This window comes from Marinobacter sp. MBR-105, assembly GCF_053628895.1.
The window spans coordinates 146,309-167,885 of the sequence record NZ_JBRJHG010000003.1; the positions used below are offsets into that span (position 1 = coordinate 146,309).

The window sequence follows — 21,577 nt, forward strand, 5'->3', positions numbered from 1 at the left end:
ACGAGTCTCAATGAATACGAATGGCCAGTACATCGCACTCCGTGCCGTGAAGAACGCCGTTGGCAGTTGAGCCAAGCAGTAACTGGAAGCCTTTACGGCCATGGCTTCCCACGATCACCAGGTCAACGTTGTGCTCCTTGGCCAGCCGGTGGATTTCCGATTCTGGCCGGCCGACGGTTACCACCTGGTTGGCCGCCGCAATACCATATTCATCCCCATACTTGCCCAGCTGTTCACGAGCGGCTTTGTCCAACTGATCCTGCAGTTCAGACAGATCCATAGGAATATCGCCACCATAGGCGTAGCCAACCGGCTCAACAACGTGAACCAGCAGCAACTCGGCTCCCTGGGCATCGCACATCGCCTTGGCTTTGTTCAGAACCTGTGGTGCCTCTTCAGTCAGATCAATGGCAACCAGCATTTTCTTATAGGTGGACATAACTTAGCGCTCCTTCGTACTTGGGGAATATGTTCAGAATAGTACCGAGAGTATACCGGGGAAAGTGTTTTGTCATGCTGACCGGTATCAACCGGGGGAGGGATTTGGCTGGGGTGAGCTGGCCGCTCACCCCGGAAGAGCGTCAGGCGCTGGCGCGTAGCAGGTCAATAGCGTTGGTCAGGCCTTCAATGATGCCTTTCGAGTAGCGATCAATCACAAAGCCCACGTTGTTCTCGTTGTAGTTGATGTACGAGCCACGGATGAATTGCCATTTGGAAGCGACATCGTCCAGGGCAGTCTTGAGTTCGCCGTTTGTTGAGCCGGCCCTGAGTGAGGAAAGGAGTTGATCGAAAGTCTTGGCCTGCTCGTCGAGCGGAACTTCGCTGGAAGCTCCCTGGAAGGTCTGGGCGACGGGCGAGTGCGTTCTGGCGGCATAACGGGCCATCATCTGGGCCATGACTACAGCGGCTGAACGAGCCGACTCAATACGGGTATCCGCCTTAATTCCGCTGCTTTCCTGTGCTACCGAATAGAGCTCGGTAGCCAGGTTATTCATACTTAGGGCCTGGTTTGCCAGGTCGGCCATCAGGCGAAGATCCGGATAGCCCCGGTCGCGTACCTCATTGATGTTGCCGCGCATCAGATTCTTGAACTGGTCGAAGGCCTGGTTCAGTTCCTCAATCTGCTGTTCAGAAAGAACGCCGCTGGTGCTCGCCACTACGGAATTCATGGCGTCGTTGGAGTTATTGATTCCGACAACGATCCGGTTCAGTGTGTCGGTATCGCCGATCGCACTGAAGCTGTAAAAGGCATCGAGAGCAAGGTAGTTATTGACCCGGAAATCGTGGAGGTCAGACAGAAACTCTGCCCCGGTTTCCTGGGCCTTTGCGCTCAAAGCCGTCAGGGCGAGTAGAATGAACGCGGCAATCAACGACTGGATCCGCAGGCGGGCGTCTTTCATCGGATGAGTCTCCGTAATGCAGTTTTATTATTGTGGACTAAAGTCGTAACCCGAAGTTAAAGTAAGTCTGCCGGCTAATCAAGTAGTTTCCGGCGCTTACAGAGTCAGCTCCCTTTTTTCTGCAGGTTTCATTCAGAAACAAATTGACAAACGCGTCTTTTTTTTTCATCGTGTGCCCTCACGATTCAAACGACTGTATGAATTTTTGGATCGGAAGATCGGGCAGTGACCGAAATCTCGCTGCACAAACAGCCGGCATGGTGGCCAACGCCCGCCGGTTGTCAGCAGTTCCAAACACAGACTGGAGATCAGTTGATGATTTACGAAGGTAAAGCCATCACGGTTAAAGAGATCGAAGGCGGGATCGCTCAGTTGGACTTCGACTTGCAAGGCGAGTCAGTCAACAAGTTCAACCGTCTCACCATCGAAGAACTGGGCGCCGCAGCTGAAGCACTCAAATCCCAGAAGAACCTGAAAGGCCTGGTAGTAACCAGCTCCAAGGACAGCTTCATTGTCGGTGCCGATATCACCGAGTTTACCGAGCTGTTTGCTGGTTCCGAGGAAGACCTCGTGGCCAACAACCTCAGGGCCAACGAAGTATTCAACGCCATTGAAGACCTGCCGTTCCCGACGGTTACCGCTATCAACGGTATCGCTTTGGGTGGCGGTTTCGAAATGTGCCTGGCGACCGACTATCGTGTCATGGCTCCCAAGGCCAAGGTAGGTCTGCCGGAAGTGAAGCTGGGTATCTTCCCGGGCTTTGGCGGTACGGTTCGCCTGTCCCGCCTGGTCGGTGTGGACAATGCGGTTGAGTGGATTGCTGGTGGTACTGAAAACCGCGCTGATGCCGCTCTGAAAACCGGTGCTGTTGACGCTGTTGTTGGCGCTGACAAGTTGGTTGAAGCTGCCGTTGCGATCATCAAGCAGTGCAATGAAGGCAAGCTGGACCACATGGCTCGCCGTGAAGAAAAGAAAGGCAAGATCAAGCTCAATGCCATGGAAAGCATGATGGCATTCGAGATTTCCAAGGCGTTCGTGGCCGGCAAGGCTGGCAAGAACTACCCGGCGCCGGTGGAAGCGATCAAGACCATGCAGAAGCATGCCGGCATGACCCGCGACAAGGCGATTGAGGTAGAGGCCAAAGGCTTTGCCAAGATGGCCAAGACCAACGTTGCCGCGTGTCTGGTTGGTCTGTTCCTGAACGACCAGGCCCTGAAGAAGAAAGCCAGTGCCTGGGAAAAAGAAGCTTCTGATGTGAATCTGGCCGCCGTACTGGGTGCCGGAATCATGGGTGGCGGTGTTGCGTTCCAGTCTGCACTGAAGGGCACACCGATCATTATGAAGGACATCAATCAGGACGGCATCAAGCTGGGTCTGAATGAAGCCAAGAAGCTGCTGTCCAAGCGTGTTGCCAAAGGCAAGATGGACGCCGGCCAGATGGGCGACGTGCTGAACGCGATCACTCCGACCCTCAACTACGGCGACTTCAAGAACGTCGACCTGGTGGTTGAAGCGGTTGTTGAGAATCCGAAGGTGAAAGATGCTGTTCTGCGTGAAACTGAAGATGCAGTTCGCGAAGACACCATTCTTACCTCCAACACCTCCACTATCTCCATCAACCTTCTGGCCAAAAACCTGAAGCGTCCGGAGAACTTCTGTGGCATGCACTTCTTCAACCCGGTGCACATGATGCCGCTGGTTGAGGTTATCCGTGGCGAGAAGACCAGTGACCGGGCTATCGCGACTACGGTTGCCTACGCCAAAGCGATGGGCAAGACCCCGATCGTCGTCAACGACTGCCCGGGCTTCCTGGTTAACCGTGTTCTGTTCCCGTACTTCGGTGGTTTTGCCGCGCTGGTACGTGACGGCGCCGATTTCCAGAAGATCGACAAGGTGATGGAAAAGTTCGGCTGGCCCATGGGCCCGGCTTATCTGCTGGACGTTGTCGGCATGGATACCGCCAAGCACGCCAACGAAGTTATGGCTGACGGTTTCCCCGAGCGCATGAAGGCCGACTTCAAGTCTGCCATTGACGTGATGTTCGAGAACAACCGTTACGGCCAGAAGAACGACAAGGGCTTCTACAAATACGAAGAAGACAAGAAGGGCAAGCCGAAGAAGGTTGTCGACGAAGAAACCTACAAGCTGATCGAGCCTGTGGTTGACGGCAGCAAAGACTTCGATGAAGAAGAAATCATCGCCCGCATGATGATTCCTCTGTGCCTGGAAACCGTTCGCTGCCTGGAAGACAACATTGTTGAAGACCCGGCCGATGCAGACATGGGCCTGATCTACGGTATCGGCTTCCCTCCGTTCCGTGGTGGTGCATTGCGCTACATCGACGACATGGGCGTCGACAAGTTCGTCGAACTGGCAGACAAGTACGCAGATCTTGGCCCGCTGTACGCGCCGACCGAGAAGCTGCGTGAAATGGCCAAGACTGGCAAGAAGTTCTTTGGCTAACCCTAACGAGATTTCCGAACGGAGAAAGATCTATGAGCCTTAATCCGAGAGACGTTGTCGTCGTCGATTGCGTGCGGACTCCGATGGGTCGTGCCAAAAACGGCTGTTTCCGCAACGTACGTGCCGAGACTTTGTCGGCTGCGCTGATTGAAGCACTGTTTGAGCGCAACCCGAAGCTCGACCCGAAAGAAGTAGAAGATGTGATCTGGGGCTGTGTAAACCAGACCAAGGAGCAGGGCTTTAACGTGGCGCGGCAGATTTCCCTGCTGACCCGTATCCCGCACGAGTCTGCTGCCCAGACCGTAAACCGTCTGTGTGGTTCCGCCATGAGCGCTATCCACACCGCGGCGCAGGCTATCCAGACTGGTAACGGTGATGTGTTCCTGGTCGGTGGTGTTGAGCACATGGGCCACGTACCCATGACCGAAGGTTTCGACCACAACCCGGCTGCTTCCAAGTACTCCGCCAAGGCGTCCAACATGATGGGCCTGACCGCGGAAATGCTGGCCAAGATGCACGGTATCACCCGTGAGCAGCAGGACGAGTTCGGCGCCCGCTCCCATCGCCTCGCCCATGAAGCCACTCAGGAAGGTCGTTTCAAGAACGAAATCGTTCCGATTGAAGGTCACGACGAGAACGGCTTTGTGAAGCTGATCGAAGAAGACGAGACCATTCGTCCGGAAACCACAGCTGAGTCCCTTGGCCAGCTGCGCCCGGCGTTCGATCCGAAAAATGGTACGGTGACTGCCGGTACCTCTTCCCAGTTGACCGATGGTGCGTCTGCCATGGTGCTGATGTCCGCCGAGCGGGCAGAAGCTCTGGGTCTGACCCCGATTGCCAAGATCCGCAGCATGGCCGTGGCTGGTTGCGATCCCGCGATCATGGGTTACGGCCCGGTACCGGCCACCAAGAAGGCCCTGAAGCGTGCAGGCCTGAAAGTTGAAGATATCGACTTCTGGGAACTGAACGAGGCCTTTGCTGGCCAGTCCCTGCCGGTTCTGAAAGACCTGAAACTGCTGGGCGTCATGGAAGAGAAGGTGAACCTGAACGGCGGCGCGATTGCTCTTGGCCATCCGCTGGGCTGCTCCGGTGCCCGTATCTCCACCACACTGCTGAATATCATGCAGGCCAAAGGCGGTAAGCTTGGTGTATCCACCATGTGTATCGGTCTTGGTCAGGGCATTGCCACTGTGTGGGAGCGTATCTGATCAGGAGTATCTGATTAGTGAGCTCAGTCAGGAGGCCCGGCATATGCCGGGCCTTCCTGTTTCCGGACGCGCAAAATGCGACGGAACCCGGAAAAAAGGCTGATTGAAATCAAAGAATGGGTTGTCTTGCCAATCTTGACCCTGTAAAACAGTGAGCCTATACAGAATGGCAGCCTTTGTGTTTTCCAGTTGCCTGATTTTTATGCGAGTTTACGGTTCTGTTCAGATATTGACCGATTGATCGCCAAGGATACAGATCTCCGATATGGGTAAAAGTCTCGTTATTGTCGAGTCGCCAGCGAAAGCGAAGACCATCAACAAGTACCTGGGCTCGGATTTTATCGTGAAGTCCAGTGTTGGCCACATCCGTGACCTGCCCGTAAGTGGCAGCGGCAGCCAGTCAGACCCGAAAGAACGGGCGAAACAGGCGGCGGCCACGCGCAAGATGAGCCCGGACGAGAAGGCCGAGCACAAGAAGCGTAAGGCCCGGGAGCAACTGGTAGCCCGCATGGGTGTTGATCCCGACCATGACTGGAGCGCCCGTTACGAGATTCTGCCTGGCAAGGAAAAGGTGGTCAGCGAGCTCAAGCGTTTGGCCAAGTCTGCCGACCACATCTATCTGGCAACGGATTTGGATAGAGAAGGGGAGGCGATTGCCTGGCATCTTCAGGAGACCATTGGCGGCGAGCCGGACAAATACCGTCGTGTGGTGTTCAACGAGATTACCAAACGGGCGATTCAGGAAGCTTTCAAGGATCCGGGCAACCTCGATAACAACCGGGTTAACGCTCAGCAGGCCCGACGGTTCCTGGACCGCGTTGTGGGTTATATGGTCTCGCCGCTGTTGTGGGCAAAGATTGCCCGCGGTCTGTCAGCGGGCCGTGTGCAATCCGTCGCCGTACGACTGATTGTGGAACGGGAACGGGAGATCCGTAAATTTGTGCCGGAAGAGTTCTGGCAATTGCATGCAGACCTTGCTGCCGAGGGCGCCAAAGACCCGGTCCGGTTCGAAGTAACCCGCTATAACGACAAGCCCTACCGCCCTGTCAACGAAGCTCAGAGCAAGGAGCACGTTGAGCGGCTCAAGGCTGGCGGCTTCAAGGTGGCCAAGCGCGAAGACAAGCCGACCCGATCCCGTCCGTCTGCACCCTTTATTACCTCCACGCTGCAGCAGGCGGCCAGTAACCGCATGGGTTTCAGCGTCAAGAAAACCATGATGCTGGCCCAGCGATTGTACGAGGCCGGTTTCATTACCTACATGCGTACGGATTCCACCAATCTGAGCCAGGATGCCGTATCCAGCTGTCGTGACTTCGTCCAGAAGCAGTTTGGCGAACGTTATCTGCCTGAGAAGCCGCGGGTCTATGGCAGCAAGGAGGGCGCCCAGGAAGCTCACGAAGCGATTCGCCCGACCGATGTTGCTCGCAGGCCAACGGATATTACCGGCCTGGAAAAAGACGCAGAGAAGCTCTACGACCTGATCTGGCGCCAGTTTATTGCCTGTCAGATGGCAGATGCCGAATTCCTGAGTACGTCTATTGTGGTGGCCAACGGCGACTACGAGCTGCGCACCCGGGGTCGAATCGTCAAGTTTGACGGCTTCCTGAAGGCTGCGCCGCAGTCCACCAAGAAAGATGAAGACGTGGCATTGCCGGATATCAAGGTGGATCAGCCCCTGGATCTCAAGAAACTGGATCCAACCCAGCATTTTACCAAGCCGGCGCCCCGGTACACCGAAGCCAGCCTGGTCAAAGAGCTCGAAAAGCAGGGGATCGGCCGGCCGTCCACCTATGCCTCCATCATTTCTACTATTCAGGATCGGGGCTACGTAAAGCTTCAGAATCGCCGCTTCTACGCGGAGAAGATGGGGGAGATAGTGACCGAGCGACTGGCGGAATCCTTCCCGAATCTGATGGATTACGATTTTACCGCGCGCCTCGAAGATGAGCTGGACGAGATCGCCGAGGGTGAGGTTCAGTGGAAAAAAGTGCTGAACGACTTCTATGCCAAATTCCGTAATCAGCTGGAAAGAGCTGAAAAGACGGATGGCGGTATGCGCGCGAATACTCCCACGGAAACCGATATACCGTGCCCGAGCTGTGGCCGGAATATGCAGATCCGGGTGGCCAGTACCGGGGTATTCCTGGGCTGCTCCGGCTACTCGTTGCCACCCAAGGAACGCTGCAAGACCACCATTAACCTGGTGTCTGGCGACGAAGTGGTGAGTGCTGATGACGATGTGGAAGGGGAGGGTGAAACCCGGCTGCTCCGGAAAAAACGCCGCTGTCCGAAATGCGGCACCGCCATGGACAGCTACCTGATCGACGAGAAGCGCAAGCTGCACGTGTGTGGTAACAATCCGGACTGCTCAGGGTACGAGGTTGAAGAGGGTACGTTCCGTATCAAAGGTTACGATGGGCCGACGCTGGAATGTGACAAGTGTGGCTCCGAGATGCAGCTCAAGACCGGCCGATTCGGCAAGTACTTCGGTTGCACCAACAGTGAATGCAAGAACACCCGTAAGTTGCTGAAAAATGGTGAGCCGGCACCCCCTAAAATGGACCCGGTGCCAATGCCAGAGCTCAAGTGCGATAAGGTGGACGATACCTACGTACTGCGTGATGGGGCGTCCGGCCTGTTTTTGGCAGCCAGTAAATTCCCGAAAAATCGGGAAACGCGGCCGCCATTAGTGATGGAAATCAAGCCACACCGTAAGGAAATCGATCCGAAATACGATTACCTGATGGATGCCCCTGAAAAGGACCCTGAAGGCAATCCGACGGTGATACGTTACAGCCGAAAATCAAAAGAGCAGTACGTCATGTCGGAGAAAGACGGCAAGGCTACGGGGTGGTCAGCGTGGTTTGAAAATGGTCGCTGGGTCCCGCGCGACAAGAAAAAGTAAGATGGTCGGTGGCGCCCCCTCGCCTTTGAGAAGGCGAGGGGGCGTTATTCTCGTATACGCTGGCGCGTTAACGGAACTTGCGTAGTCGCTGTATGAGAGACGATGTGTCCCAGCGTCGTCCGCCCATGGATTGCACATCCGCGTAGAACTGGTCTACCAGTGCGGTAACCGGCAGCGATGCATTCACTTTTCTCGCTTCCTCCAGGCAGATTCCCAGATCCTTTCGCATCCAGTCAACCGCGAACCCGTGATCGAACTCACCGTCAATCATGGTTCCCGAACGGTTTTCCATCTGCCAGGACTGGGCCGCACCTTTGGAAATCACATCTACCACTTTGCGTACATCCAGCTCTGCCTGTTCGGCAAAGTGCAGCGCCTCTGAAAGCCCCTGAACCAACCCGGCAATTGCAATCTGGTTAACCATCTTGGTTTTCTGCCCGCTGCCCGCCGGGCCCATCAGGTTGAGCGCACGAGCGTAGTGCGCCATGACCGGCCTGGCTTTTTCGAACGCCTGCTCGGCGCCGCCACACATGATGGTGAGTGCGCCATTCTGGGCGCCTTGCTGACCACCCGAAACCGGCGCATCGATAAAAGCCTGTTTGCGGGCGCCAGCGGACTCGGCCAGGCGTTCGGCAATCCCCGCAGATGCCGTCGTGTGGTCAATCAGGATGGCGCCCTCTGGAGCGTTTGCGATGATTCCCTCGTCGCCTTCAAATACTTCGATCAGATCTTTGTCAGCGCCAACACAGGTTATGACAAAATCTGCGTCTCTGACAGCGATTGCGATCGAATCACAGGCAGCGCCTGAATGTTCTGACGCCCATTGTGTTGCCTTCTCGCCAGACCGGTTCCAGACACGGACAGAAAGTCCTGCGTTTGCCAAATGCCCCGCCATGGGATAACCCATAACGCCCAGGCCAATAAACGCTACCGTTGTTGTCATTGATTTACTCCAGTCGGTGAGTGTCAGTGTGCTTTGATTATGAAATCGAGCCGAAAGGATTGAAACCCTTTTCGACCGTTCGCGGGGTATCCATTGGTCTGGGCTCACAGAATGCTCAACGCAGGCATGACGCCAATCACAGACCGGTAAACTATCTGCCTATTTCAGGCGCATACGATAGCAGGCGCTTCCAGGCATTCTTATACTTAGCAGGCTAGCCGCATGGATGCTTACAGGCCGTGAGAAACCAGTTTTTAGGTCTCCCGGTGCTTCTTATCCTTGTTGTTCAGCGAATGGGGGAGGCCGTGATGCCGCCTGTAGTTTATTCGTGAGGGAAGTAAATGAATCTGGTATACAAACATGAAAAACCGTTGTTGCTGGTGACGGCGGTGCTTGCTGTGGCCATCTGGCTGGCTCTGATACTGGGGACGCTCGGTATTGTATTGCTGTATCTGTTGGTGGGGTACGTGTTCTTTCTCTTTGCCCATTCGGCTTTCATCTCACACCTGAAGGGGTCTGGGGTGCGGATCAGTCGCGAGCAATATCCGGATCTCTATGACCGGCTTATTCGTTGTTGCGAAAAGGTTGGGGTAAAGGAGGTGCCGGAAGCCTACCTCCTGCGGACGGACTTTTTCAATGCACTTGCGACCAAGTTTCTTGGACGGCATTTTGTTGTGCTGTTCACGGATGTTGTTGATGCGTTGGAAGAGCGCCCGGACGCTATTGATTTCTACATCGGTCATGAGTTGGGTCATATTCACCGGCGCCATCTTTCCTGGGGGCCGGTGCTGGCACCCGCTGCCTGGCTGCCTGTAATCGGGCCGGCGTTGCGGCGTGCCGAAGAATACACGTGTGATCGCTACGGTGTAGCCTGCTGTCAGTCACCGGAGGACATCAAGGCAGCGCTGGCAGCAATCGCTGCTGGCGATACCCGCTGGCAAACCATCAACGTGGACGCATTTGTAGGGCAAGTGGCTGTGACCAACGGCTTCTGGATGTCCTTTAACGAAATAACGGGAGACTACCCCTGGCTCACCAAGCGGATGGCAGCGGCCATTGCCCTGTCGGAAGGGCGTGAAGTATCTCACCCGGGGCGGAGCAAGTTAGCCTGGTTTTTCGCTCTGTTCGTCCCGAGGCTCGGGGTTGGGGGAGGGGCTGCGTCCTTGCTCGTGATGGTTGCCATTGTCGGCATACTGGCCGCTGTTGCGATTCCTCAGTATCAGGAATACGTAGAGAGAAGTCGTTATCAGGATGCTTACCTGGAAGGCTTGGGGGTTACGGATTCTGTCGATTCCTATGTCAGTGAACACCAGGCCTGGCCGAGCTCGATGGCGGAGCTTGGTTATGGCGGTACCTTCGGGGGCTCTGGCGAAAACTATACTATCGATGTCTATGACGGTGGTGTGATCGGCATTGAGATGGGGGTTGATGAAACCGGAGAGTCGGAATACATCGTTCTGGAGCCGGAGGTCACCGATAGCGGGTTATTCTGGAGTTGCTATGGTCAGAACGCTGTTGAAAAACTACTGCCGGCGGACTGTCGTTAGCATGGTGAAAGACTGACCGGGAAATGAAAAAAAGCCGCTGAAGTCAGCGGCTTTTTTCTGGTTGAAGGCAAGTGGTGTGCTTACTTCTTCGGGTAGTCCCGCTTCGGCGAGCCGGTGTACAGCTGGCGCGGGCGGCCGATACGGTTGGCACCGCTGACCATTTCGTTCCAGTGGGAGAACCAGCCGATGGTACGGGACATGGCGAAGATAACGGTAAACATGGAGGTCGGAATACCGATGGCCTTCAGGATGATGCCGGAGTAGAAGTCGACGTTCGGATACAGCTGGCGCTGAACGAAGTACTCGTCTTCCAGGGCGATCTTTTCCAGGCGCTGGGCAATTTTCAGCAGCGGATCGTTTTCCAGGCCGAGTTCGCTCAATACTTCGTGGGCAGTCTGAGCCATGACTTTGGCGCGTGGATCGAAGTTCTTGTAAACCCGGTGGCCGAAGCCCATCAGGCGGAACGGATCGTCCTTGTCTTTTGCCTTGGCAATGAACTTCTCGATGTTGGACTCGTCGCCGATCTCGGCCAGCATGTCCAGTACCGCTTCGTTCGCGCCGCCGTGAGCCGGGCCCCAGAGTGCGGCAATGCCGGACGCAATACAGGCGTATGGGTTGGCGCCGGTAGAGCCTGCAAGGCGAACGGTGGAGGTGGACGCGTTCTGTTCGTGGTCAGCGTGCAGAATGAAGATCTTGTCCATGGCGTTGGCCAGAACAGGATTTGGCTTGTACTCTTCGCACGGAGTGCCAAACATCATGTGCAGGAAGTTCTCTGCGTAGGACAGGTCGTTCCGTGGATACATGAACGGCTGTCCCATGGAATACTTGTAGCACCATGCCGCAATGGTCGGCATTTTCGCGATCAGGCGATGGCCGGTGATTTCACGTTGCTTGGGATCGGAAACGTCCATCTGGTCGTGATAGAACGCAGACAGCGCGCCCACAACGCCACACATGATGGCCATTGGATGCGCGTCACGGCGGAAGCCGTTGAAGAAGTTGCGCATCTGGTCGTGCAGCATGGTGTGGTTTTTGATGGTGTCGTGGAACCGCTTGTTTTCTTCTTCGCTGGGCAGTTCGCCGTTCAGCAGCAGGTAGCAGACTTCCAGGAAGTCGGAGTGCTCGGCCAGCTGGTCAATGGGGTAGCCGCGGTGCAGCAACACACCGTTGGCGCCATCGATGTATGTGATGGCCGATTCGCAGGCTGCGGTGGATACAAATCCGGGGTCGTAAGTGAAAACGCCTTCCTGTACCAGGCCGCGTACGTCAATAACGTCAGGGCCGACGGTGCCGGAATAAACCGGTAGCTCAATGGACTTATCTCCCACCGAGAGCGTGGCTTTCCTGTCGGTCATGGTGCTCTCCTGTCTGATTAGCTATAACAGCTTTTCTGCATGTGTAGATGCGCCAGAAAGCGCGTATTATCGCAAAACTGGCGGCAAAATATAGGGCGTCAGCTTTTTTTGTCAATGCACTGGCGGAGAAAACGGCAAATTTCTTCCCGTTTGTAAATGAGGGATATCCGGAATATCGGGCCCCTAGGGCGGAAATTGGTTTTGTCAATAAGCCTTATAGATGGGTAGAGGCTGCAAGCTGCAAGGCCTGGAGGGCGATTGCAAGTTTGTAATTACCGGGGTGTCTCCTTATAATCCGTAGCCCGGAATCGGGGATGCACCGGCTTATGGGCTTGAGTATAGCAAGCTACCGGGTAGTCATCCGCCCTCCTGAACCAATCGGTTATCGGTATCGTACCGATTCTCCGGTCCCAACATACCAACCATCCGCCACCGTTTTGCGGTCCCGCGGAACCAAGAGAGAGTGTGAGAGCGCTGTGAATAGCAAACGACCAGTAAATCTCGATCTCGGCAAGTTTCATTTCCCGCTGCCAGCCATTACTTCGATCCTGCATCGCATCAGCGGCATCATCATCTTCGTAGGTGTTGCCTTCCTGATGTACGGCCTGGATCTCTCCCTTTCCGGAGAAGATGGCTTTAACCGGGTGAATGAGCTGCTGGACAGCTTCCTGGCGAAGCTGATCATCTGGGGCATCCTGTCTGCTCTGCTGTACCACCTGGTTGCAGGTATCAAACACCTGTTGATGGACGCTGGTATTGGCGAAGAGCTTGAAAGCGGGCGCCTCGCCGCGAAAGCCACGATTGCGGTTTCCGTTGTTCTCATCGTTCTGGCAGGAGTCTGGGTATGGGCATGAACAGTGTAACGAATATTGGTCGTAACGGTATTCAGGACTGGATCATCCAGCGCGTAACAGCCTACGTATTAGCTCTGTACACGCTGTTCCTGCTTGGCTTCTTTGTGACCACCGATGTTGACTACCAGGCGTGGTCTGCATTGTTTGCTCAGGGATGGTTCAAGATCTTCAGTCTGCTTGCGCTGCTGTCCATTGCCGGGCACGCGTGGGTTGGCTTGTGGACAGTTTCTACCGACTACATCAAATCCGCGATGCCGCGTTTTCTGCTTCAGGCAGCCTGTGTGCTCGTAATGTTTGTATATGTCGTGTGGGGCATTCAGATTCTTTGGGGGCTTTAATCGATGGCTAACATCAAGACCATGTCGTTCGACGCGATTGTTATCGGTGGTGGCGGTGCCGGTATGCGAGCCGCCCTCCAGCTGACCGAATCCGGTCTCGATACCGCGTGTATCACGAAAGTATTTCCGACCCGTTCGCACACGGTATCCGCCCAGGGCGGTATTACCTGTGCGATCGCAAGCGCTGATCCCAACGACGATTGGCGCTGGCACATGTACGACACTGTGAAAGGTTCTGACTACATCGGTGACCAGGACGCGATTGAGTATATGTGCTCGGTCGGTCCGCAGGCAGTGTTCGAGCTCGAGCACATGGGCCTCCCGTTCTCCCGTACCGAGCAGGGTCGTATCTATCAGCGTCCGTTCGGTGGTCAGTCCAAGGACTACGGTAAGGGCGGTCAGGCTGCCCGTACCTGTGCCGCAGCCGACCGTACCGGTCATGCTCTGCTGCACACGCTATACCAGGCTAACCTCAAAGGCGGCACTTCGTTCCTGAACGAGTGGTACGCCGTGGACCTGGTCAAGAACAGTAAAGACGAAGTGGTCGGTGTTGTCGGTATCGAAATTGAGACCGGTGAAGTCTGCTACATCAAGGCCAAGGCGACCGTTCTGGCAACCGGTGGCGCCGGTCGTATCTATGCGTCAACCACCAATGCCCTGATCAACACCGGTGACGGTATCGGTATGGCCCTGCGTGCCGGCTTCCCGGTTCAGGACATGGAGATGTGGCAGTTCCACCCGACCGGTATCCACGGTGCCGGTGTGCTGGTAACTGAGGGTTGCCGGGGTGAGGGTGGTTACCTGATTAACTCCGAAGGTGAGCGTTTCATGGAGCGTTATGCTCCGAACGCCAAAGACCTCGCTGGTCGCGACGTTGTTGCCCGCTCCATGGTTCTGGAAATTCTGGAAGGCCGCGGCTGTGGTCCCGACAAGGATCACGTACTGCTGAAGCTGGATCACCTGGGCGAAGAAACGCTGAACCTGCGTCTGCCGGGTATCTGTGAGCTGTCCCGTACCTTTGCTCACGTTGATCCGGTCAAAGAGCCCGTGCCTGTGGTTCCGACCTGTCACTACATGATGGGCGGCATTCCGACCAACGTTGGTGGTCAGGCGTTGACTCAGGATGAAAACGGCAATGACAAGCCGATTCCGGGCCTGTTTGCCTGCGGTGAAGCCGCTTGTGTGTCTGTACACGGTGCCAACCGTCTGGGTGGCAACTCTCTGCTGGATCTGGTGGTCTTTGGTCGTGCGGCTGGTCTGCACATTGAGGAGCAGCTGCGTGGTGGTTTCGAGGTCGACGGCGCAAGCGACGAAGACATCAAGCGTGCCATGGCTCGTCTGGAGCGTCTGGACAGTGCAAGTGAGGGTGAGGATGTGGCTCAGGTTCGTAAAGACCTGCAGAACTGCATGCAGCTCTACTTCGGCGTGTTCCGTGACGGCGAAAGTATGGAGAAGGGTCTGAAGCTGCTGGAAGAAATCGGTGAGCGGGTTCGTAAGACCAAGCTGACTGATACCAGCAAGGCATTCAACACCGCCCGTATCGAAGCACTGGAGCTGGACAACCTGTACGAAGTTGCCTATGCGACCGCCAAGTCTGCGATTGAGCGTAAAGAAAGTCGCGGTGCCCATGCCCGTAACGATTTCACCGAGCGTGACGACGAGAACTGGCTGAAGCACTCCATGTACTTCCCGCTGGACAAGCGCGTTGGCAAGCGTGACGTGAACTTTGCACCGAAAACGGTTCCGACCTTCGAGCCGAAGATCCGGACCTACTAAGGGGGTATCCTGAAAATGTTGGTAAGTCTGTACCGTTATAACCCGGAAACTGACAACGCCCCTTACATGCAGGACGTTGAGATTGAGTTGCCGGAAGGCAAAGATCTGATGGTTCTGGATGTTTTGGCGCTGGCCAAGGAAAAGGACCCGACTGTCGCATTTCGCCGTTCCTGTCGTGAGGGCGTTTGCGGCTCAGATGGTATGAACATGAATGGCAAGAACGGCCTGGCTTGCATCACACCGGTTTCCGATGTGGTCAAGAACAACAAGCTGGTTTTGCGCCCGCTGCCTGGTCTTCCGGTCATTCGTGATCTGGTGGTTGATATGGGCCTGTTCTACAAGCAGTACGAAAAAGTGATGCCGTACCTTGTGAATGACAACCCCGCGCCAGCCATCGAGCGTCTGCAGTCTCCGGAAGATCGTGAGAAGCTGGACGGCCTGTACGAGTGTATTCTCTGTGCCTGCTGCTCTACCGCTTGCCCGTCTTTCTGGTGGAATCCGGACAAGTTCATCGGTCCGTCTGGTCTGTTGCAAGCTTATCGCTTTCTGGCCGACAGCCGTGATACCGCCCAGGCAGAGCGTTTGGCGAACCTGGACGATCCATTCAGCGTGTTCCGCTGCCGTGGCATCATGAACTGTGTCAGTGTGTGTCCGAAGGGCCTGAACCCCACAAAGGCAATTGGCCATATCCGGAACCTGTTGCTGCAAAGAGCCACCTGACCGGCAAAATTCGCAGCACCAGCTATACTGGTGTTCTGACACCAGTTAGTACCCCTGAAGGCCTCGCTATATGCGGGGCCTTCAACCAAAGGCTTATAGTCAAAAGTCTTACCGGGGTGCAAACTTATGCACGCTGTTTCGGTGCGCTTATCCAGTCACCGGACAGTATTGCTGAGTATAAAAATCACTGGGGACGGAAAACATCCTTGCCGGGTGTGGTGGCCAAAGTCATGCCGTAATAACCCGTATTGACTGAGAATTACCCCTGGCCGACCATACTGGCTCCCCCGCACCAGCCCAAGGTGAGCTATTCAAAATGCACGAAAGCATCATGGAGCAGTTATGGCAGACTTCCCACCTGCAGGGTGGCAATCTTGCCTATGTTGAACAGCTTTTTGAAACCTACCTGACAGACCCCAATGCAGTTCCAGAAGAGTGGCGGAGTTACTTCGACAAACTCCCGAGCGTCGATGGCTATCAGGGCCGCGACATCGTTCACTCCACCATCCGCGAGCAGTTTGAGCACATCTCCCGCAATCAGCGTTTTCTGGCGACCAATGGCGTGCCTGCCAGTGCTACGTCCGACGCTGATAAAAAACAGATCCGTGTTCTGCAGCTGATCAACGCTTTCCGTTTCCGCGGTCACCAGGAAGCAAAGCTTGATCCTCTGGGTGTCTGGCAACGTCCTCAGGTAGAAGATCTGGACCCGCGATTCCACGAATTGGGCGAATCCGATCTTGATCTGGAGTTCCAGACCGGCTCTCTGAACTTTGGTTCCGAGAGCATGAAACTCGGCGATATTGTCCAAGGCCTGCGCCAGACCTACTGCGAGAGCATCGGCGCTGAATACATGCATGTGGTAGACACGCGCATCAAGCGTTGGTTCCAGCAACGTATGGAGCCGGTTCGTTCCCGTCCGGAATACGAGACCGAAACCCGCAAGCATATTCTTGAGCGCCTGACGGCTGCCGAAGGGCTGGAAAAATACCTGGGTTCCCGTTATCCGGGCGTCAAGCGTTTTGGTCTCGAGGGCGGTGAAAGTCTGATCCCCTGCCTGGACGAGCTGATTCAGCGTGCGGGCTCCTATGGCGCCAAAGAGATCGTGCTGGGCATGGCCCACCGCGGTCGACTGAACGTGCTGGTCAACACCCTGGGCAAAAATCCGAAAGAACTGTTTGATGAATTCGAGGGCAAGAAGCTCGCGGATTCCGGCTCCGGCGACGTGAAATACCACCAGGGCTTCTCCTCAAACGTGATGACGCCAGGTGGCGAGGTTCACCTGGCCATGGCCTTCAACCCGTCTCACCTGGAAATCGTATCCCCGGTAGTGGAAGGCTCGGTACGCGCCCGTCAGGACCGTCGTGGCGATACCGATGGCAGTACCGTGGTACCCATTGTGATGCACGGCGACGCTGCGTTTGCCGGGCAGGGCGTAGTGATGGAAACCTTCCAGATGTCCCAGACCCGGGGCTTTGGTGTTGGCGGTACCATCCACATCGTGATCAACAACCAGGTTGGCTTCACCACTAGCAAACAGGAAGATGCTCGTTCCACCGAGTATTGCACCGACGTTGCCAAGATGGTTCAGGCGCCGATTCTGCATGTGAACGCCGACGATCCTGAAGCGGTGATGTTTGCCACCCAGATGGCGATGGACTACCGCAACGAATTCAAGCGCGATGTAGTGATTGATCTGGTTTGCTACCGTCGTCGTGGCCACAACGAGGCGGATGAGCCGGCAGCGACCCAGCCGCTGATGTACGACAAGATCCGCAAGCTGAAGACCACTCGTGCGATCTACGCGGATCAGCTGGTTGAAGCCGGTGTGATCACCGAAGATGAAGCCAAGCAGATGGAGACTGATTACCGGGACGCCCTGGACAAGGGTGATCACGTGGTCAAGTCCCTGGTTAAAGAGCCTAACAAAGAGCTTTACGTGGACTGGGCTCCGTATCTGGGCCATGAGTGGACAGCGAAGTGCAAGACCAGCGTTGCGCTGAAAACCGTCCAGAAACTGGGCAAGAAGCTGACTGAAGTGCCGGAAGGGTTCAGCATACAGCGCCAGGTTTCCAAGATTGTTAATGATCGCGAGAAGATGACGGCTGGCGCGCTGTCCCTGAACTGGGGCTACGGCGAAATGATGGCCTATGCCACTTTGCTGAACGAAGGCCACCCGATCCGCCTGACTGGTCAGGACGTGGGCCGGGGCACCTTCTCGCACCGTCATGCTGTTCTGCATAACCAGAAAGATGGGTCTACTCATATTTCCCTGCAGAATCTGAAAGACGATCAGCCGAAGTTCGACATCTATGACTCACTGCTGTCTGAAGAAGCGGTGATGGCGTTCGAATACGGTTATTCCACCACGACGCCGAACGCGCTGATTGTCTGGGAAGCCCAGTTTGGTGACTTCGCCAACGGTGCCCAGGTGGTGATTGATCAGTTCCTGACCAGTGGTGAGCATAAGTGGGGTCGACTGTGTGGCCTGACACTGCTGCTGCCACACGGTTATGAAGGGCAGGGGCCGGAACACAGTTCCGCCCGTCTGGAGCGTTTCCTGCAGCTGTGTGCCGAACACAATATTCAGGTCTGTGTGCCGACTACACCGTCTCAGGTATTCCACATGTTGCGTCGGCAGGTGAAGCGTCCGTTGCGCAAGCCGTTGGTTGCCATTACGCCCAAGAGCCTGCTGCGCCATAAGGAAGCCATTTCGGGTCTGGACGACCTGACATCCGGTACATTCCAGACAATTCTGCCGGAGAAAGAGCCGTCCGATCCGAAAAAAGTGACTCGCCTGATCCTCTGCAGTGGCAAGGTCTACTATGATCTTCTGGAGAAGAAGAAGGCGGATGAGCGGGACGATGTCGCGATTGTTCGTATCGAACAATTGTACCCGTTCCCGAGCGATGACCTGGACGAACTGCTGAGCCAGTACAGCAAGCTCAAGCATGTGGTCTGGTGTCAGGAAGAGCCGATGAACCAGGGAGCCTGGTATTGCAGTCAGCATCACATGCGGAACGCACTGCAGCGCCTGAATCCCAAGCTATATCTCCAGTATGCCGGTCGTGAGGCTTCTGCTGCTCCTGCCTGTGGACACATGTCTGTTCACATTGAAGAGCAGAAGAAACTGGTTAACGACGCGTTTGAAATCTGACGAGCTACCGAACTAAGGATCCGTAATGTCAACAGAGATTAAAGCCCCCGTTTTCCCTGAGTCGGTTGCCGAAGGCACCGTCGCGACCTGGCACAAGCAGCCGGGTGAGGCCTGTTCCCGTGACGAGCTGATTGTCGATATCGAAACCGACAAGGTTGTGCTCGAAGTGGTTGCGCCGGCGGATGGTGTGATCGAAGAAGTTCTCAAGAACGAAGGCGACACCGTGGAAAGCGGTGAGGTGATCGGCAAGTTCAAAGAAGGCGCGGCAGGTGAATCCAAGCCAGCCGAGAGCAAGTCCGAAGCGAAAGCCGAAGCACCGAAAGCCGAAGAGAAATCCGAAGCTGCTTCCGGTGATGCCATTCTAAGCCCGGCTGCCCGCAAGCTGGCCGAAGAAAACAACGTTGACCCGAGCGCGGTAAAGGGCACCGGTAAAGACGGCCGTGTTACCAAGGAAGACGTTCAGAACTACGTGGACAGCAACAAATCTTCCGGTGGAGCGGCTGCCTCCAAGCCGGCAGCGATGCCTGAGGTGAACGTTGCCCAGGGCGAGCGCGCCGAGAAGCGGGTTCCGATGACCCGCCTGCGTGCCAGCATCGCCAAGCGTCTGGTTGATGCCCAGCAGACAGCAGCCATGCTGACCACCTTTAACGAGGTGAACATGGCGCCGATCATGGAACTGCGCAAGCAGTACCAGGACAGCTTCGTGAAGCGCCACGGCATCAAGCTGGGCTTCATGTCGTTTTTCACCAAAGCGGCTACCGAAGCTTTGAAGCGCTTCCCGGCAGTAAACGCCTCCATTGATGGCAACGACATGGTGTACCACGGTTACCAGGACGTAGGTGTGGCGGTATCCACCGACCGTGGCCTGGTGGTACCGGTTCTGCGTGACACCGACGCTATGGGTCTGGCCGACATCGAGAAGAAGATCGTCGAGTACGGTACCAAGGCGAAGGAAGGCAAACTGGCCATTGAAGATATGACCGGTGGCACCTTCACCATCACCAACGGTGGTATTTTCGGGTCTCTGATTTCCACGCCGATCCTGAATCCGCCCCAGACTGCCATTCTGGGTATGCACAAGATCCAGGAGCGCCCGATGGCGGTAAATGGCAAGGTTGAGATTCTGCCGATGATGTACCTGGCGCTGTCATACGATCACCGTATGATCGATGGCAAGGAAGCGGTGCAGTTCCTGGTGGCCATCAAGGAAATGCTGGAAGACCCGGCACGTATCCTGCTGGATGTGTAATCTGACACTCAACGAATTCGATAACAGGAAAGATTATGTCCGATAAGTTCGACGTTATTGTCATTGGTGCAGGCCCCGGTGGTTACGTTGCTGCCATTAAAGCCGCTCAGTTGGGTCTTAAGACCGCCTGTGTTGAGTCCTGGACTGGTAAAGACGGCAAGAGCCAGGTGCTCGGTGGCACCTGTCTGAACGTAGGCTGTATCCCGTCCAAGGCCCTGCTGGAAGTGACTCACAAGTTTGAGGAAGCCAGCCACGATTACGATTCCATGGGCATCCTGGCCAAGGACGTGAAAATCGACGTTGCCAAGATGATGGAGCGCAAGGCTGGTATCGTTAAGCAGCTGACCGGTGGCATTGCTGGCCTGTTCAAGGCCAATGGCGTCACCTCGATCCACGGCCACGGCAAGCTGTTGGCCGGTCGTAAGGTGGAAGTCACCGACAAGGATGGCAAAACCAAGACCTATGAAGCCGACAACGTGATCATCGCCACCGGTTCCCGGCCGATCGAGATTCCGCCGGCGCCGTTCGACGGTGAGTACATCGTCGATTCCGAGGGTGCGCTGGAGTTTACCGAAGTGCCCAAGCGTCTTGGTGTGATCGGTGCCGGTGTTATTGGTCTGGAGCTGGGTAGCGTCTGGGCCCGCCTGGGTTCAGAAGTAACCGTGATCGAAGCGCAGGACAGTTTCCTGCCGGCGGTTGACCAGCAGTGTGCCAAGGATGCGTTGAAGCAGTTCCAGAAGCAGGGCCTGAACATCGTGATGGGCGCCCGCATGACTGGCGCGGAAGTCAAGCGCAAGCTGGTTAACGTCAGCTACGAAGACTCCAAGGGTAAGCAAGACGCCAAGTTTGACAAGCTGATCGTGGCTGTTGGCCGTCGTCCGTACACCGATGGTGCACTGGCTGAAGACTCCGGCGTGACCATGGATGAGCGGGGCTTTATTTTCGTAGACGACAACTGCAAGACCGAAGCACCGGGTGTCTGGGCCATCGGTGATGTGGTTCGTGGTCCAATGCTGGCCCACAAAGCGTCTGAAGAGGGCGTGATGGTTGCTGAGCGTATTGCCGGGCATAAGCCTCAGGTCAATTACGACTGCATCCCGAATGTCATCTACACCTTCCCTGAGGTTGCCTGGGTCGGCAAGACCGAAGAGCAACTGAAAGCTGAAGGCGAAGAATATAACGTGGGAACCTTCCCGTTTGCGGCGAACGGTCGTGCCATGGCTGCCAATGCCGCTTCCGGTATGGTCAAGATCATCGCAGATGCGAAGACCGACCGTATTCTTGGCTTCCACGTGGTGGGTCCGCAGGCGTCTGAAATCGTTGCCCAGGGCGTGATCGCCATGGAATTCGGTTCAAGCGCAGAAGATCTGGCCCTGACCTGTTTCGCGCACCCGACTCTGTCCGAGTCTGTGCACGAAGCGGCCCTGGCCGTTGCTGGCGGTGCGATTCACGTCGCCAACCGTCGCAAGAAGAAGTAACGCATTGCCGGAATACGGGGCGCCAACTGGGGCGCCCCGCTGCCATCATAACGGCGGCTTTTCGCATGCGTGACCGGCAGGCCGAGGCGATCCCTGGCCTGCCAGAACGAATTCGTTCCAGCTGCACCAATGGCGGTGCACTGACGGGTTCATTTCCGTACGTGGTTATCCTCCATCAATAGACGGG

Annotated in this window: 16 protein-coding genes; 12 read left to right on the forward strand and 4 right to left on the reverse strand. The window is 55.9% G+C overall.

Annotated elements, in window-relative coordinates; translation table 11 throughout:
• Positions 1–7: 7 nt before the first annotated feature.
• Positions 8–439 carry a universal stress protein gene (locus ACSSVV_RS05380; protein WP_011784651.1) on the reverse strand — a complete coding sequence of 144 codons (432 nt, stop codon included), beginning with the start codon at positions 437–439 and terminating at the stop codon, positions 8–10.
• 142 nt (positions 440–581) lie between these two features.
• Positions 582–1,400, reverse strand: a complete 819-nt coding sequence (locus ACSSVV_RS05385; RefSeq protein WP_454105699.1) for a hypothetical protein — start codon at positions 1,398–1,400, stop codon at positions 582–584.
• A 315-nt stretch (positions 1,401–1,715) separates the two neighbouring features.
• On the opposite strand from ACSSVV_RS05385, the gene fadB reads away from it, so the two are divergent.
• The 3 genes from fadB to topA all read left to right on the forward strand — a co-directional run bounded on the left by fadB (position 1,716) and on the right by topA (position 7,976).
• Positions 1,716–3,863, forward strand: coding sequence for a fatty acid oxidation complex subunit alpha FadB (gene fadB / locus ACSSVV_RS05390; RefSeq protein WP_014421724.1), 2,148 nt, complete (start codon positions 1,716–1,718; stop codon positions 3,861–3,863).
• Positions 3,864–3,895: 32 nt separating this feature from the next.
• A complete protein-coding gene (gene fadA, locus ACSSVV_RS05395) occupies positions 3,896–5,071 on the forward strand; it encodes an acetyl-CoA C-acyltransferase FadA (protein WP_011784654.1) in 1,176 nt (391 codons plus the stop codon).
• A 265-nt stretch (positions 5,072–5,336) separates the two neighbouring features.
• Positions 5,337–7,976 carry a type I DNA topoisomerase gene (topA, locus tag ACSSVV_RS05400; protein ID WP_454105700.1) on the forward strand — a complete coding sequence of 880 codons (2,640 nt, stop codon included), beginning with the start codon at positions 5,337–5,339 and terminating at the stop codon, positions 7,974–7,976.
• Between the two features lie 67 nt (positions 7,977–8,043).
• Here the strand turns inward: topA and ACSSVV_RS05405 are convergent, their stop codons facing one another.
• Positions 8,044–8,919, reverse strand: a complete 876-nt coding sequence (locus ACSSVV_RS05405; RefSeq protein WP_454105701.1) for an NAD(P)-dependent oxidoreductase — start codon at positions 8,917–8,919, stop codon at positions 8,044–8,046.
• Positions 8,920–9,260: 341 nt separating this feature from the next.
• Between ACSSVV_RS05405 and ACSSVV_RS05410 the strand changes: the two genes are divergently transcribed.
• Positions 9,261–10,466 (forward strand): M48 family metalloprotease, encoded by a 1,206-nt coding sequence (locus ACSSVV_RS05410; RefSeq protein ID WP_023008219.1) that lies wholly within the window; start codon positions 9,261–9,263, stop codon positions 10,464–10,466.
• An 80-nt stretch (positions 10,467–10,546) separates the two neighbouring features.
• On the opposite strand, the gene gltA is transcribed toward ACSSVV_RS05410, so the two are convergent.
• A complete protein-coding gene (gene gltA / locus ACSSVV_RS05415) occupies positions 10,547–11,821 on the reverse strand; it encodes a citrate synthase (protein ID WP_011784657.1) in 1,275 nt (424 codons plus the stop codon).
• 47 nt (positions 11,822–11,868) lie between these two features.
• Between gltA and ACSSVV_RS05420 the strand changes: the two genes are divergently transcribed.
• From ACSSVV_RS05420 to lpdA, 8 genes are all read left to right on the forward strand, one after another.
• Positions 11,869–12,093: a hypothetical protein gene (locus tag ACSSVV_RS05420; protein ID WP_222180635.1), complete on the forward strand. Its 225-nt coding sequence runs from the start codon at positions 11,869–11,871 to the stop codon at positions 12,091–12,093.
• Positions 12,094–12,297: 204 nt separating this feature from the next.
• The gene (gene sdhC / locus ACSSVV_RS05425; protein WP_011784658.1) at positions 12,298–12,675 is read left to right on the forward strand and encodes a succinate dehydrogenase, cytochrome b556 subunit; all 378 of its coding nucleotides are present in this window, start codon (positions 12,298–12,300) and stop codon (positions 12,673–12,675) included.
• Complete coding sequence (gene sdhD / locus ACSSVV_RS05430; protein ID WP_011784659.1) at positions 12,672–13,013, forward strand: succinate dehydrogenase, hydrophobic membrane anchor protein; 342 nt, start codon at positions 12,672–12,674, stop codon at positions 13,011–13,013. Before sdhC ends, sdhD begins: the two co-directional genes overlap by 4 nt.
• A gap of 3 nt (positions 13,014–13,016) precedes the next feature.
• Positions 13,017–14,789, forward strand: a complete 1,773-nt coding sequence (gene sdhA / locus ACSSVV_RS05435) for a succinate dehydrogenase flavoprotein subunit (protein WP_011784660.1) — start codon at positions 13,017–13,019, stop codon at positions 14,787–14,789.
• Between the two features lie 15 nt (positions 14,790–14,804).
• Positions 14,805–15,509, forward strand: a complete 705-nt coding sequence (locus ACSSVV_RS05440) for a succinate dehydrogenase iron-sulfur subunit (RefSeq protein ID WP_011784661.1) — start codon at positions 14,805–14,807, stop codon at positions 15,507–15,509.
• A 316-nt stretch (positions 15,510–15,825) separates the two neighbouring features.
• Positions 15,826–18,663, forward strand: a complete 2,838-nt coding sequence (locus ACSSVV_RS05445) for a 2-oxoglutarate dehydrogenase E1 component (RefSeq protein WP_011784662.1) — start codon at positions 15,826–15,828, stop codon at positions 18,661–18,663.
• 25 nt (positions 18,664–18,688) lie between these two features.
• Positions 18,689–19,912, forward strand: coding sequence for a 2-oxoglutarate dehydrogenase complex dihydrolipoyllysine-residue succinyltransferase (gene odhB, locus ACSSVV_RS05450; RefSeq protein ID WP_014421717.1), 1,224 nt, complete (start codon positions 18,689–18,691; stop codon positions 19,910–19,912).
• Between the two features lie 35 nt (positions 19,913–19,947).
• Positions 19,948–21,390 (forward strand): dihydrolipoyl dehydrogenase, encoded by a 1,443-nt coding sequence (lpdA, locus tag ACSSVV_RS05455; RefSeq protein ID WP_011784664.1) that lies wholly within the window; start codon positions 19,948–19,950, stop codon positions 21,388–21,390.
• The last annotated feature ends 187 nt before the right edge of the window (positions 21,391–21,577 follow it).